The sequence below is a fragment of the Rathayibacter rubneri genome, from assembly GCF_023743255.1.
Classification (GTDB): Bacteria; Actinomycetota; Actinomycetes; order Actinomycetales; family Microbacteriaceae; genus Rathayibacter; species Rathayibacter rubneri.
The window spans coordinates 26289-39629 of the sequence record NZ_JAMRYM010000003.1 but is presented as its reverse complement, the minus strand read 5'-3'; the positions used below and the strand labels follow the sequence as shown (position 1 = coordinate 39629).

Sequence of the window (13341 nt, the reverse complement as noted above, 5' to 3'; positions counted from 1 at the left end):
GTCGCTACATCGCTGCACTCTCGCGGGCCGCGTGAGCCTGCTGGTGGCGATAGAGCGTCGCGCGACTCCACCCGACGAGACGAGCAGCGTCCTCAGCGGTGCGGCCACGGGCGCGAGCGTCCGCGGCGATCGCGAGCTTGTCCGCGATCACGACCGGATCCGACAGGGGCCGGCCGAACCGGGTCCCGTTCGCGCGGGCGGCCGCGATTCCGGCGTTGACTCGTTCCACGATCAGTTCCCGCTCGTACTCCGCGAGCGTGGCGAGCATGTTCAGCATCAGCCGACCCGTCGACGTCGACGGGTCGATGCCGTCCGAGATCGACCGGACCTGCACACCGCGCTCGCGCAGCAGGTTCACCGTGTTCAGCACGTCGATCAGGGAGCGGCCGAGACGATCGACTCGCCAGACGACGACGGTGTCGCCGTCCTCGGCGTACTCGAGGAGCTTCTTCATCCCGGTCCGCTCGATCGCGGTCTTGCTCCCCGAGGTGACGTCCGCGAAGACGTCGCGCTTCTGCACGCCGGCGGCGACGAGCGCGTCGAGCTGCAGCTGCGCGTCCTGACTCGACGTACTCACACGTGTATAACCCAGGAGTCTCACGACCTCATTCTGACTCGGAAACACCCTCCGCGTCCCCCGCTGAGACGAAACGCGTCAGGACGTGTTTCCGAGACAGCCGACGTCCCGAGAACCTGGACCCGCCGAGCGCGGAATGACCGCCGGTCGATGCGTCTTAGAAAGCTACTGGTTACTGGACGCGGAGGACGGGTTGGTCGCGAGGTCGGCCGCATACGAGAAGCTGGTTGTATGCGTTTCACTCACGATCTCAGCGGTGGATTCCGGCTCGCGTTGCGGACCCTCGATACCGTCGAGGAGATGCATGCTCTGACGCGCGCTAATCTCGAGCGCTTGCGGCGGTGGGAGCCGTGGGCGCTCTCCGACCAGACGCTCGAAGGCACTACTGCCTTCACTCGTGCTCAACTGGCAGACTTCGCCGCGAGATCCGTGCTGCCGACCGTCATCATGTCCGGCGACGCCCTCATCGGTTCCGCCTCTCTTCGAACGAACTCGTACACGCAGACTGCGGAACTCGGGTACTGGATCGACGCGGCGGCCGAGGGGCGCGGCGCCGTGACCCGTGCCTGCGCTGCGCTGCTGACAGAGGTCCCACGCCGAGGAATCCGTCGAGTTGAGATTCGGACGGCGGTGGAGAACGAGCGCAGCTCGCGCGTTGCTGAGCGGCTCGGGTTCACTCGTGAAGGCGTCCTCGCCTCGGCGTTGCCGCTAGGAGACGAACGACTGGACGTCGCGGTCTACGGGCGCACGTTCGCCCGCTAACGTCAGATCTCTCGCCTCCCTCCCAAGTGGAGCGGTGCGAGAACGCCGTCACGGGTCGCCCTCGGCGACAGTGTCGCGGAGCGATCAATGAACGCCGCCGCAGAGCGGACAACGCCACAGGGACACTGCCGCCCGCGCTGATGGGCGGCGCGTCCCGCTCGGCAAACTGGCGCGGTGAACGATCCCTAAACGGGACACTCGCACGTCAACTTCACGGAGACACGACCGCAGTCAGCGGCGCCTCCTGAGCCGGCGGGCGCCTCCCCAACACAAACGGCCCGATCAAACGAGCCGAACCCGGCCGCCAACGCCTGAACGAGGAAGGCCCGCGACACCGGGTGGTGTCGCGGGCCTTCCTCGTTCAGGTCAATCAGTGGGGCTTGCCCAGCGGATCGAGTCCAGCCTCAGTCCTCAGCTGCTGGTGGCTTCCGTTGAGCCTGGGCGTCGAGCACAGAAAACATCCGCTCTGCGTACGTGTCTGCCTGCTGGGAAACCCATTCGTCCCGAACCACGAAAAGCCAGAACGCCCCGACGAGCAACTCCAGGATGAAGACGATCCCAAGTGCGACGACGTCCATCTCTAAAATTACGTACCCCGCCGCGCATCCCGCGATGCTGGCTAGCAAGACCGAAATGCCGAGGGGACGCAAGGCCCGCAGATTCCGTCGGAATCCGTAGCTCACATTCTCGTCCTGCAGCAGGTCCGCCCCCCGCCCGTCGTGGCGGAGTTGAATGATCACCGTCTTGACGGCTTGTGCGTACCGCGTATCTGCCGATACCGGATCGCGTTCTTCGTCCAAGGCGGTCGGGAGCTGATGGCCGGAAAGGGCCTCGACCTGCTGCCGGCGCCGTGTGAGTGCCAGGTCCCCCGTCCGCGAGGTGACGCGTAGTGCTCGGGTGGTCGGCATGCCGCCCCACTTCGTGACGAGCCGTTTTTCGCAAGCCTGGCCCCGGGTGCGCGTGTATTCGACGGCCGCGAAGCTGATCGCAGCGAACGCCGCGGCCGGCAAAAAAGAGCCGACCGCGACGTTCACCCCGACAAACGCGAGCGCGAGGGCGAGGATGGGCAGAGCCGTGATCACGGCCGGCAGCCACCGCGCCTTCAACGAGTACGTGTCGAAGAGCGTGTTGCTCACAGATCTTCTTCTTCGAGCGGGCCGATCGGGGTGATGGGTCCCCACCCGTCACGGTGTCCGGTCATGTGGGTAATCGTTCGACCTTCGGTCGCTGCGACGATCGCACCACGACGCCCAAGGGCGTTCGTGACCTTGGGGGAGGGGTGCTTCTCGGACGCCTTGGCGCTGCTGATTAGTGCGAGCGTCGAGTTGAACGCCGCATCCTTCGGACCGAGGATTCGATCCAAAATGGCGGGTCCGAGGTTGCGGTGACTGCCGTGGTGGGGGGCCTGGAACAACGTCAGAGGGTAGCTGCTGAACGGCCCGACAACTCGTTCGTACTCCTCCGCGGCTTCGTTGAGAGTCGGGATGCCGGCATCGCCAGTGAGCATGAAGTTCTCGCCGTCAACCTGGACAAGGGTGACGACAGACATCTTGTTGCGCGCGCTCGTCTCATCCGCATCGGTGAGGGTTTCGACAGGGAAAAGGCTGCGCGTACGCTCCAGCAACTTCGTCGCCTTGGCGAGCAACGTCGCCCCGAAGCTTCGAGCGCTAAGTGCCGCCGTCTCCGACGCCGCCGCCACGGCCTCTGCCAGTTGCTCCTCATAGAAGCCCTTCGATGGACCCAAGATCCGCAACGCTTCCCCGAACCGAGCTGTACCGGTGAACGGTTCCGTCACAGTGACGCCCTTCTCCACAGCAAGGTCGTACAGCTGCACGATCTTCTCGTAGTTCCCCAGGCTGCTCGCACTCGCGTTGTGCAGCCATGGGAGATGCATCATCAGCTCACCGACCTGACAACGTTCCAGCACCTTGATCAGGCCGTTGATGTGATCGGTGTCAGGGTGGGTGGAAATGACCAGGTCGATGTTCGACGTACCGTAGTACTGCTCGACGTGGTCAACCAGCGCGTCGCCGACCGGCCCGAACCCCCCGTCGACGACGACGACCGCGGGGTTCGACTGAGTCGCAACGGTAAACCGGAGCGCGATCGCATCGCCGCTCTTGCTCGAGTCACCGTCTTCGTTCTCAACAGGCAGAAAATCCACCTCGTACATAACTTGTCTCCAATACTCGTCAGAACTCCCACCAGCGGTAGGAGCGAGACAGCAGACGCACACGAGACAGAGGGTCCCTGCGAAGGAGGGTTGAACCTCCTAGAGTTGAGACGTCCGTCCAAAGACACCCAACCCCGATCTGCCAGGCCGCGCGACCGCGACCTGGCGGGTCGGGGTTCTTTCGTCCTGGGCCTCCACCCGGATCTAGTCCGACTAGGAGGCTGCTTTCGACAGTTTACAGCATGAATCGCGCTGCAACCAGGGTCGGCGCGACTCAGACGCCCTTCTGTGCAGAAAATCTGCAAGAATGGCGTGGACGCCCGACGTGGCGTCGACGAAGGGAGCACCATGCTGATCGATTTCGCGGTGAGCAACTTTCGATCGATCAGGGATCGGCAAAACCTGAGTATGCTTCGAGGAGTTCGGCGCAAGGACGATGCCAAGCGCCAGTGGCTGCGAGCTGATCTCGCGCCCGTCGTCGCCATCTTCGGTGCAAACGCGGCCGGCAAATCCTCAATCGTCGACGCAATCAGGTATGTCCACTCAGCTGTCGACGACAGCTACAGCCGCTGGAGCGCCGACGGCGGAATCGCACGCGAGCCGTTTCTCCTCGACCAAGAGTCACGCACGCGCCCAACGGAGTTCGACGTCGAGTTCGTAGCAGCGGATGGACGGGAGTACCGCTACGGCTTCGCGGTCAACGACGATCGAGTCGTGTGGGAGTATCTGCACCTTTACCGCACTCGTCGGAAAACAGTCCTCTTCGAACGAGACCTGAACGACTTCAAGTTCGGTGATTCGTTCCGCGGACCAGCGGCTCTTCTCAAGGAGACCACGCGGGACAACGCCTTGTTCATTTCCGCCGCTGCCGCAGCACGCCTTGAGGCGACAGAGCCAGCGCACGCCTGGCTGACAGAAAAACTCGCGGTATACGCGGCGATGGGGTATCGGGCGGAGCACGCGATCGTCAAGCGCAAAATTCAGCAGGACGCGGCCTACCGCCACAAATTACTGAAGTTTCTCGGAGCCGCAGATCTCGGTGTTCAAGAAATAGATGTCGTGCGCGAAGAGCTCGATTTAGAAGACCGCCAAAGAATTCGCGATTACATCGACGCGCAAGAGAACCCGGGGATGAAGTACGACGAACTGCTTTCGTCGTTTGAAACAGAGATCTCCCTGACCCATCAGGGCCAAGGCATGGTGTCTGCTCTACCATTCGATGCAGAATCAGATGGCACTCATGCCTTGCTATCGTTTGCATCCGTAGCAATTCGAGCACTAGATGAAGGTCTTGTCTGCGTTGTTGACGAGATCGACACCAGCTTACATCCAATGCTTGTGGCCGAACTAGTAGCCGTTTTTGCAGATCCGCGCGTCAATGTTAATCAAGCGCAGTTGATATTTACGACTCACGATGTGTCGCTGTTGCGGTCCGGTACTGCACTTGAACGAGACGCAATTTGGATCGTGGATAAGTCAAGCGAAGGATCATCTAAGCTGACTTCGCTTGTCGAGTATGGCCTGCCGCGCAAAGAGGAGAATCTGGAGCGAGGGTATCTCACGGGACGGTACGGCGGACTTCCATATCTCTCGATCGTAAACAGCCTCATCCAGGACCGGGCCAAAGCCTAAAAATGCCCCGAAATACACCGCGCGCTAGCGCTCGACGGCCACGCGTCACGCGAGATCGCAACCGGCGGATCCTAGTGATTTGTGGTGGAGTGCGCACCGAACCTGAGTATCTCGATTACGTGAACGGCCGCATCCGCGCTGTAGGCGTCACGATCGAGATCGCTCGATCGGGGCGTGATCCCGTTTCTCTCGTAAACGAAGCTATACAGAAAAAACGCGATGAATCCCGCCGTGCGCGAGCAGACAACGACTCCAGCAATGTTTACGACGCGGTATGGGTGATGTTCGACGTCGATGACTTCGCCTCGGTGATCCCTGACGCGATTCGACTAGCCGCTCAAAACAACATTCAGTGGGCAATCTCCAACCCGTGCTTCGAGATATGGCTACTCTGGCACCAGCAGTCACATGCGGCTTTTGTCTCGACCGGAGATATTCAGCGGAGGACTACAGGCGCGCGGGTTACGGCTGGAGCCAATGGCAAGGCAATTAGACATGAAGCTCTAGATGGGAAATACTTCGATGCGCGGGCTCGGGCACTCTTTGCGGATCGCCTACACCGGGAAGCTGACCACAAGTTCCCGAGTGACAACCCGAGTTCAAATGTCTATGTGCTTATAGATTCGATTTTATCCGGCCTCAGTAAGTCGCGACCAGGTGAAACAATCGTGCTATAGGTGGAATAGCTAGGACAGTGTTTACCGTTGAAATTGTCCGTCCACAGTAAGCGATGCTCTAACTGGCATGATCGCCGTTAGAGCGACCTCGGCGCTCGGTGCGAGTATTTTGTGGCACATTGCGCAGCAGAAGTGGATCAAGCGTGTATCGGAATGGTGCGAGCGGACAACTCAAGCAAGCCCCGTATCCACTCAGAAACATCCGATAATTGAGATTATGTCAGTTCATTCACACGGACTCCGCTCAACGGGTTCCGAGGTGTGGGTTGCACACGAGCCTCGGATCCCGCCGGACTCCGCCTGCTAGGCGCCCGGTACGAGGCCGAGCTGCGTGAGGATGTCGAGCTCGTCGCTGCTTCCCCAGCGCTCGGCGAGCTTTCCGTCGAGGAATGTGCTGATCTGCATGCCGCGGATCTTCACGGACTTTCCCGTCGGCGCGTGGCCCTGGAACACACCGGTTTGCGTCCCGGTCAGCGTGTAGGCGAACGCGACGCTGTCGTCGTCCGCGACGAGCTTCTCGACCTCGAGTGCAATGTCGGGGAACGCGGTCCGCAGCTCGCCGAAGAACGCGGCGTATCCCTTCGGACCGGGTGCCTGGCCGGGCGCCGGCTCGTGGTTGACCGAGTCGGGCGCGACGAGTGCGTCGAGTGCGTCGAACGCGGCGAAGTCGCCGGCGTTGACCGCCTCTCCGAAGGCCTGCTGGGAGGCGATGTTCTGCTCGCGAGTCATGTGCTGTCGCCTGTTCTGCACCGCTCGAAATAATTGAGATTCGGTCAGGTGCGGGATTGGCTGGCTGCGATACCGCCCTTCCTGACAAGATCCGGAACCACGAGGCGGTGGCCAACTCAGCTCAGACGCCGCCCATCCCCCGACGAGGATATCTGCGTCGACGCAGATGCTGTCCGCCAGCTCGAACACCTTCTAGAGCTCGATGACCCGCTCGGCGAGGAGGGCGTGTCGGTGTGATCCAGCGACGCGAGTGTGAGGCCCGAGATGGACAAAAGCGTCGTCAACGAGCGCGGCCTCGTGGGCTTGTGGACCGGCTTGTGCGCGACGACGGTGGTGGCGTGGTCTTCTGGCTCTTCCTTGGCCGGAGCCATCCACTCGGCTGCTGTCTGCAGCCTGTTGGATGCCAGCCGAGAAGGATTGCGCGATCGTCCTGTTCGCGGCGGCCGTCGGGTGGATGCCGTCGGTGCTCGAGCCGGCTGCCCAGCCATTGTCTGATTGCCGGAAGCTGGCGTAGGGGTCGATGTACGTCCAGTGGTACTGCTTTGCCTCGGCGCTGAGCAGGACGTTCAGCTGCTCAGCTTCTTCTTGCCGATTCACTCCCCAACGGCTGCTGGTCTTGTCCGATGGTGGGGCTGCGGTTAGGAGTACCTGCTCCGTGTTCGACGTCGCAGCGATGGCATTGATGTTGGCGACGATCGACTGCAACGTTTTGCGCTGGTTGATGTCATTGGTGCCGACCTCGATTACGAGTACCTCGACGTCCCGTGTGGTGGGGAGGTGCGCACGGACTTGATCGGATCGGGCGCCGCTTCGGGCGTAACCGTCGACGGCGTTCAGCTGGGGGTCGTCGGCCAGCACGTGCAGCCAGGAGTCCGATCGAGCGGTAATCGAGTCGCCGGCGTACGCGTACGTGATTGCTCCGTCCGCGGGCGCAGGGCCGACATGCCCGGTTATGGCCTGGCCATGCAGAGTTGATGTGGGCAGCGATGCTGCGGAGTTATCTCCAGCGGCGCTGGCAGCGATCGGGAACCAACCGTTCCACGCGACCAACGCGATCGTAGTGACGTGGGCGATGCCGATGATGAGCGCGGTGACTGGCAGCTGCCGGATTCCGACTCCTTTCGGGATAAAGCGAGACCGAGTCACGCACAGCGGGCCGACGCATTGAAAGAGCGTGTGTACGTCACGTTCACCGCTTTCGCCGTCTGCCTGACGCTCGGGCAGCACAGCGAAGAGACCACCGTCGCCGAGGCCTCCGCAACTCTGGCCCTCACCGTCGTCGGAACCCTGCTCGCGGTCTTCCTCGCTGACGTCATCGCGCACATCGCAATTCATTCCATACTCCCCAACACGGCTTTGGTGCGCCATCTCGCGACGGTCAGCGCCGGGCGCTCCTGGTCCTGGTGATACCGATGCTCCTACTCCTGCTGGCCGCACTAGGCGTCTTCACCCTCTGGTGGGCACTGCGGATCATGTCCTTCGTCCTCGTCGCTACCCTCGTTGCGGCCACCTTCCTCGCGATACACGGCCTCCGGATTCGGGCATGGCAGAAGATCGCAGTGCACGTCATGATCGGCGTTCTCGGCCTCGCCGTGATTGCGCTCGAGCTCGCCGTGCACTGAACAAGGACTATCGGTCTACGTCGAGAATTCGAGACCGAGACCGAGACCGACGACTGATCACGTCTGGACACGCTCGTAGACGATCAGGCGTTTGCGGACCTGGCGGTCCTCCGCCCCATTGCAACCCCACGAGCCGCGCCCAGGCGAGTTCGACGGCCTCTTCAGAGCCTGCTCTCTTAGGTTCCAGGTCGTCGAGCGCGACAGAATTGTCGACAATGGCTTCCGCTGCTGAAGGGGTCGTCAGGGACTTCGGGGCAATCGATGCCGCGCTCGTCTATGTCCTGACGGGAGTGACGCGTGCGCTCGGGCGACTACTTTTCGATTTCTCTTCAACCGCGGCGGTCCTAGGTAGCGACTCCGACGCTCCCTTCAGCACGGACAGCTCCCTATTCCGCTTCAAAGACGGCCTCCTACCGTGAGAGCGGAGGAAACGACGGCGGTCGAGCTCGTCGGTCGTCTCGACAACGAGCTGAACGTCGTCAGCGTTGGCGCAACTGCATGGGGAAGCACCTCGGACGATCTCAGTTCATGGGCTCTCCTCGAGCGTCGGCTGGGCTCTACGGTGACGCCATGCAGTCAGCTCGACGCTCGGCGATCGCTGATGTCACAGCTTCCACCGCCCGGCCGTTCTCTCGGTACGGCCGGGCGGCACGGTTCACGCGACGTCCTTGACGTGACCGTTCTTGATATGCAGTCGGCGTTGGGCGCGTCTCGCCACGGAGGAGTCATGCGTGACGATGACCAGTGTGAGACCGCGGTCTTTCCACAGCGTCTCGAGGAGCGTCATAATCTCGTCCCGGGTCTGCTCGTCAAGGGCGCCGGTGGGTTCATCGGCGAGGAGCACCTTCGGGTTCTTGACCAGCGCACGAGCGATCGCGACGCGCTGCTGCTGTCCGCCCGAGAGCTCGTCCGGCAGGTGGCCGAGTCGTTCGCCCAGTCCGACGGACGTCAAGGCGTCCTTCGCTCGTTGCTTCCGCTCGTGGGCGCTGATCTTCTTCTGGGGTGCCAGCGCCGTCTCGACGTTCTCCCAGGCGGTCAGTGTCGGGATCAGGTTGAAGCTCTGGAAGACGATGCCGATGTCGTGAGCGCGGATGTCGGCCAGTTTCGAGTCGCCGACCTTCGAGATCTCGGATCCGCTCAGTGTGACGGTGCCGGAGGTGGGCCGGTCGAGAGCTCCCAGCATCTGCAGCAGCGTCGACTTGCCGCCGCCCGTAGGGCCCTGAATGGCGACCATCTGGCCGTCGGGAATGCTGAGCGAGACATTGACTAGCGCGGTGACTGTCTTTTTCGCGCCGTCGTAGCGTTTGATGACGTCCGTCAAGGTGTACACATTGGTCCTTTCGAGAGGAGGGAGGAGGGGCGTCTGCGGTCATGCGCAGACGGATTGATCGTGGGGACTAGCCGACCGACCGAAGTGCAGCCGCGGGACGCAGTCGGGAGGCACGCCAACCGCCGATCGCGCCGGCCAGGAGGCCTCCGAGTACAGAGAGGCCGACGGCTATCAGAATGACCGGGACCGTGACGGGGAGGTTGAGAGCCACGTCGGTCGTCGTCGTCGCCGTTTCCATCCCGGGCATGCCTCCGAAGCCGGCGGGTCCGCCACCGCCTGCGGTCGCCGTATTACTCGAGGACGAGCCGGTGACGGTCGGTGCGATGAGGTTGACGATGATGATTCCGAGGAGTCCGAGTGCGATGCCTGCCGCGCCGCCGATCAGGCCTTGCACGATCGACTCACCCGCCACCTGGCGCACGATCTTGCCGTTGGACCAACCGATCGCTTTCAAAGTGCCGAACTCCCTCGTGCGGCGCGTGACGCCGGAGATGGTGAACAGGATCGCGATCAGGAACGCCGCGGCGAGCACGATCACGGAGAGCCAGGTACCGAGGTTCGCGACGAGGTCGCTGGCGGTTGAGAGCGAGCCCGAGACCGTCGACGCGAGATCCGCCTGGGTCGAGACGGTGTTGTCGGGCAGGGCGGCTTCAATGTCGGTCTGGATCTGCGAGATGTTGTTCGAGGAGCTGGCCTGCACGTAGATCGACGAGATCATTCCCGTCTGTCCGGAGAGCGTCTGTGCGACGTCGAGCGGAATGTAGGTGTTCGACACGGTGGCCGATTCGGCTGAGTCGGAATTGACGATGCCGATGACCGAGAAGTCCGTGCCCCCGAGGTTCAGTGTCGAGCCGACCGCGAGGTTGGATGCCGTGGCATAGGTGGAGTCGACGACGGCCACGTTCTGCCCGGCGTCCTCGGCGGTGAAGGTGCGTCCATCGCTCAGACTGACGTCGGCCAGCGGGCCGATCGTCGAGCCGGCCGGGTCCAGGCCGAGCACGGAGACGGTATCGACAGAGAAGTTGCCGCCTCCGAAGCCACCGCCGCCGGGAGTCTGCCCTCCTTCGGGTGCAGACGGAGCGGCATCCCCGGTCTGAGCGGATGCGCCGGGGAGCGCGCCGTCGAAGGTGATGTTGCTCAGGGAGAGGATGCCGATCGCGGTCGAAACGTTGGCGACACCGGACACCGTGGTGAGTTCGTCCGAGGAGAACGTCGTCGCACCGACACCAGTGGTGAGGCGGGACTGGTTGACGTTGGTGGTGCCGTCTTCGCTTGTGGTGCCGTCGTCCGCCCCAAAGTCGAACATCTGCCCGGGCCTGCCCCCTTCTCCGGTCGGGGCTTCGGCTTCCTTGCTGACGGTGATGTCGGTTCCGACGCCGTAGACCGACTGGAGAACCGACTCTTGCGCGTTGGTCACGCTGGAACTGAACGAGTTGACGAGGATCACGAGGGCGATCGCGAGCGCCATGCCGACGGCGATAATCGCCGTCTGCCGCTTTCGATTGACGAGCTCGCGGAGGAGGTATGTCGCAAACATGCTGTCCTTTGTTTCTAGGGAGGCGGTAGAGCCGTCGAAGGGAAGTGAACTGCCGTCTGCTATGGAGTTGTTCGCCGCAATCTGTGTGCTTGGTATGAAGGTTTTCCAAGGCTGCATGCGCGAGGGCGGGGTGATCTCGGCGAATGGACGTCCTCGGCTCGGCGGGTGGCGAAGATCACTACTCCCCCGGATGACGGCACGTGCCGAGGAGACCGGGGGCTATGCGCGTGCGCACATCCCCCGGTCTCTTCGGCGAGCGTGGGGTCACTCGTATCGGAGAGCTTCGATGGGGTTCTGCTTGGCTGCTCGTCGTGCGGGAAGGGTGCCAGCGAGGAACGCGATGCCCATCACGACGAGGATGATCGTGATCACCGAGGACGGCGCGAACTCGAGGATGTTCAGCCCCGGCAGGTCGGCGAGCAGGGTGGTCGAGAGGATGTTGGAGAGCACGGTGCCAAGTCCGATCGCTGCTCCGGCGCCGATGGCGGATCCCAGGAAGCCGATGAAGACGGCTTCGACGCTGAACAGGGTGTAGACGCGGCCGCCGCCCATGCCCATGGCTTTCATCAGTCCGATCTCGCGAGTGCGTTCCTGGACGCTCATGAGGAGCGTGTTGATGATGCCGAAGCCGGCGGCGATGAGTGCGATGACCGCAAAAGCGTCGAGGATCCCGACCACGCCGTTGATGATGGTCTGGAATTGACCAAGCTGATCGGCGGTGGTCTGGGCGGAGTAGCCGGCATCGCTGAGCTCGGTCTTGACCGAGTCGATGTCGTCCGTGGAAGTCACGGTCGCGGTGGCGGAGGCGTAGCTGGTCTCCACGGTGGACGGCTTGCTGGTGTCCTGCGCCGTCTGCAGCGCGGTGGACAGGGCGGTGTTCGCGGTGGCGCCGCTGCCGAGGAGGGATTCGTTCTGGACGCCGACGACGGTCGCGGTCACGGTGTGTTCCGTGCCGACGTAGTCGTCGACGGCGATGGTGACGGTCTCGCCGATCGCATCTTTGGCCGATCCCAGTCCGAGGGTCTCGAGGTCGTTACTGGGCAAGACGATCTGGGTGGTGTCCGAGTCGTTGTCGAGCTGCTCTCCGGAGGCGAGGTCGAGGTTTCCGCCGGACTGGCCGGTGGCGGCGCTGACGCTGACCACGTACTTGCCGTCATCATCGTGCTCGAGCCAGATCGCGTTGACGGACACGGAGGTCTCGACGGAGTCCACTCCGTCGGTGTCCTCGATGGCGGTGATGTCGGCGGCGCTGAGGTTGGTGGTCGTCTGCGGGCCCATGCCGGAGGACTGGCTGGAGGAGTTGGGGTCGTACTCCTGCGGTCCGCCGTCCGAGGTGGTGGTGGCCGCCTTGGTGACGGTCAGCGTGTCGGAGGAGCCGAGGGAAGAGATCTGGGTGTCGATGTAGTTGCCGACCCCGGTGCCGATCGCGGTGGTGAGGGTGATCGTGAAGGCACCGATGAAAATGGCGACGACGGTGAGGCTGGTGCGGAGTTTGGAGCGGAAAGTGTTCCTGATCGCCGTGGCGATGATGTCGAGAATGTTCATGATGCGGCGACCTCCAGGTCCTGGGCGACGATGAGGCCGTCGCGAACGTAGACGCTGCGGTCGCAGCGGCCGGCGAGGTCGGGGTCGTGGGTGACGACGACGAGGGTGATGCCGCGCTCGCGCTGGAGGCCGAAAAGCATCTGCTCGACGGACTCTCCCGTGGTCGTGTCGAGGTTTCCGGTGGGCTCGTCGGCGAAGATCAGCGCGGGATCGTTCACGAGTGCGCGGGCGATGACGACGCGCTGCTTTTGACCTCCGGACAGCGAGTTCGCGTCGTTCTTGGCCTTCTCCGCGATACCGAGGGCGTCGAGCGCTTCCATCCCGCGGCGTCGGCGTTCGCTGCTGCTGACGCCGGCGATCTTCAGCGGCAGAACGACGTTCTCGAGGACGGAGGTTTTCGGGGTGAGGAAGAACTGTTGGAAGACGAACCCGAACGTGCTGTTGCGGACCTTGTTGACCTCCTTGGCAGAGAGGTCGGTGGAGTTCTGACCGTTCAGGACGAGCCGGCCGCTGGTGGGTTTGTCGAGCAGGGCGAGGATGTGCATCAGGGTGGATTTGCCCGATCCCGATTTACCGATGATGGCGACGCTCTCGCCGCGGCGGACATCCAGGGACACGCCCTTGAGCGCGTCGAACCTGTTGTCACCACGACCGTAGGTTCTGGTGAGGTTGTTCGCCTCGAGGACGAAGTCTGTGCTGGTCATGAGAAGGACCGTATGACATGTGACAGACTCACTGCAATGGTTCTCAGCAATGT

General features: G+C 62.9%; 14 protein-coding genes. 5 read left to right on the top strand and 9 right to left on the bottom strand.

Annotated features, from left to right (window positions below; translation table 11 throughout):
* Positions 1 to 4: 4 nt before the first annotated feature.
* On the bottom strand, positions 5 to 601 hold the full coding sequence (locus tag NB037_RS01960) for a recombinase family protein (RefSeq protein WP_070409155.1): 597 nt from the start codon (positions 599 to 601) through the stop codon (positions 5 to 7).
* 207 nt (positions 602 to 808) lie between these two features.
* On the opposite strand from NB037_RS01960, the gene NB037_RS01955 reads away from it, so the two are divergent.
* On the top strand, positions 809 to 1339 hold the full coding sequence (locus NB037_RS01955) for a GNAT family N-acetyltransferase (RefSeq protein ID WP_251943150.1): 531 nt from the start codon (positions 809 to 811) through the stop codon (positions 1337 to 1339).
* A 404-nt stretch (positions 1340 to 1743) separates the two neighbouring features.
* Here the strand turns inward: NB037_RS01955 and NB037_RS01950 are convergent, their stop codons facing one another.
* Together NB037_RS01950 and NB037_RS01945 are read right to left on the bottom strand one after the other, a co-directional pair.
* Positions 1744 to 2475, bottom strand: coding sequence for a hypothetical protein (locus NB037_RS01950; protein ID WP_251943148.1), 732 nt, complete (start codon positions 2473 to 2475; stop codon positions 1744 to 1746).
* Positions 2472 to 3512 carry a ComEC/Rec2 family competence protein gene (locus tag NB037_RS01945; RefSeq protein ID WP_251943146.1) on the bottom strand — a complete coding sequence of 347 codons (1041 nt, stop codon included), beginning with the start codon at positions 3510 to 3512 and terminating at the stop codon, positions 2472 to 2474. The genes NB037_RS01950 and NB037_RS01945 overlap by 4 nt, the downstream gene beginning before the upstream one ends.
* 348 nt (positions 3513 to 3860) lie before the next feature.
* Between NB037_RS01945 and NB037_RS01940 the strand changes: the two genes are divergently transcribed.
* Both NB037_RS01940 and NB037_RS01935 read left to right on the top strand, forming a co-directional pair.
* Entirely contained in the window at positions 3861 to 5144 is a 1284-nt protein-coding gene (locus tag NB037_RS01940; protein WP_251943144.1) for an AAA family ATPase, read from the top strand.
* A gap of 2 nt (positions 5145 to 5146) precedes the next feature.
* Positions 5147 to 5821 (top strand): RloB family protein, encoded by a 675-nt coding sequence (locus NB037_RS01935; RefSeq protein WP_279308502.1) that lies wholly within the window; start codon positions 5147 to 5149, stop codon positions 5819 to 5821.
* Between the two features lie 303 nt (positions 5822 to 6124).
* Here NB037_RS01935 and NB037_RS01930 read toward each other — a convergent pair whose 3' ends face one another.
* Positions 6125 to 6739, bottom strand: coding sequence for an ester cyclase (locus NB037_RS01930; RefSeq protein WP_251943141.1), 615 nt, complete (start codon positions 6737 to 6739; stop codon positions 6125 to 6127).
* 3 nt (positions 6740 to 6742) lie between these two features.
* On the bottom strand, positions 6743 to 7600 hold the full coding sequence (locus NB037_RS01925) for an SGNH/GDSL hydrolase family protein (RefSeq protein ID WP_251943138.1): 858 nt from the start codon (positions 7598 to 7600) through the stop codon (positions 6743 to 6745).
* A gap of 15 nt (positions 7601 to 7615) precedes the next feature.
* On the opposite strand from NB037_RS01925, the gene NB037_RS01920 reads away from it, so the two are divergent.
* Both NB037_RS01920 and NB037_RS01915 read left to right on the top strand, forming a co-directional pair.
* Positions 7616 to 7957 carry a hypothetical protein gene (locus NB037_RS01920; protein WP_251943137.1) on the top strand — a complete coding sequence of 114 codons (342 nt, stop codon included), beginning with the start codon at positions 7616 to 7618 and terminating at the stop codon, positions 7955 to 7957.
* 5 nt (positions 7958 to 7962) lie between these two features.
* A complete protein-coding gene (locus NB037_RS01915) occupies positions 7963 to 8172 on the top strand; it encodes a hypothetical protein (RefSeq protein ID WP_251943135.1) in 210 nt (69 codons plus the stop codon).
* A 655-nt stretch (positions 8173 to 8827) separates the two neighbouring features.
* Here NB037_RS01915 and NB037_RS01910 read toward each other — a convergent pair.
* The 4 genes from NB037_RS01910 to NB037_RS01895 all read right to left on the bottom strand — a co-directional run bounded on the left by NB037_RS01910 (position 8828) and on the right by NB037_RS01895 (position 13288).
* Positions 8828 to 9502 carry an ABC transporter ATP-binding protein gene (locus tag NB037_RS01910; RefSeq protein WP_251943132.1) on the bottom strand — a complete coding sequence of 225 codons (675 nt, stop codon included), beginning with the start codon at positions 9500 to 9502 and terminating at the stop codon, positions 8828 to 8830.
* Positions 9503 to 9569: 67 nt separating this feature from the next.
* Complete coding sequence (locus NB037_RS01905; RefSeq protein WP_251943130.1) at positions 9570 to 11039, bottom strand: ABC transporter permease; 1470 nt, start codon at positions 11037 to 11039, stop codon at positions 9570 to 9572.
* 264 nt (positions 11040 to 11303) lie between these two features.
* On the bottom strand, positions 11304 to 12584 hold the full coding sequence (locus tag NB037_RS01900) for an ABC transporter permease (RefSeq protein ID WP_251943128.1): 1281 nt from the start codon (positions 12582 to 12584) through the stop codon (positions 11304 to 11306).
* Positions 12581 to 13288 carry an ABC transporter ATP-binding protein gene (locus NB037_RS01895; RefSeq protein ID WP_251943126.1) on the bottom strand — a complete coding sequence of 236 codons (708 nt, stop codon included), beginning with the start codon at positions 13286 to 13288 and terminating at the stop codon, positions 12581 to 12583. Before NB037_RS01895 ends, NB037_RS01900 begins: the two co-directional genes overlap by 4 nt.
* Positions 13289 to 13341: the final 53 nt, after the last annotated feature.

Bases quoted from the DNA above. Each gene is read 5' to 3' on its own strand.
- NB037_RS01915 (WP_251943135.1), top strand. From the start codon at position 7,963: ATGCTCCTACTCCTGCTGGCCGCACTAGGCGTCTTCACCCTCTGGTGG.
- NB037_RS01945 (WP_251943146.1), bottom strand. From the start codon at position 3,512: ATGTACGAGGTGGATTTTCTGCCTGTTGAGAACGAAGACGGTGACTCG.
- NB037_RS01900 (WP_251943128.1), bottom strand. From the start codon at position 12,584: ATGAACATTCTCGACATCATCGCCACGGCGATCAGGAACACTTTCCGC.
- NB037_RS01940 (WP_251943144.1), top strand. From the start codon at position 3,861: ATGCTGATCGATTTCGCGGTGAGCAACTTTCGATCGATCAGGGATCGG.
- NB037_RS01895 (WP_251943126.1), bottom strand. From the start codon at position 13,288: ATGACCAGCACAGACTTCGTCCTCGAGGCGAACAACCTCACCAGAACC.
- NB037_RS01905 (WP_251943130.1), bottom strand. From the start codon at position 11,039: ATGTTTGCGACATACCTCCTCCGCGAGCTCGTCAATCGAAAGCGGCAG.
- NB037_RS01955 (WP_251943150.1), top strand. From the start codon at position 809: ATGCGTTTCACTCACGATCTCAGCGGTGGATTCCGGCTCGCGTTGCGG.
- NB037_RS01935 (WP_279308502.1), top strand. From the start codon at position 5,147: ATGCCCCGAAATACACCGCGCGCTAGCGCTCGACGGCCACGCGTCACG.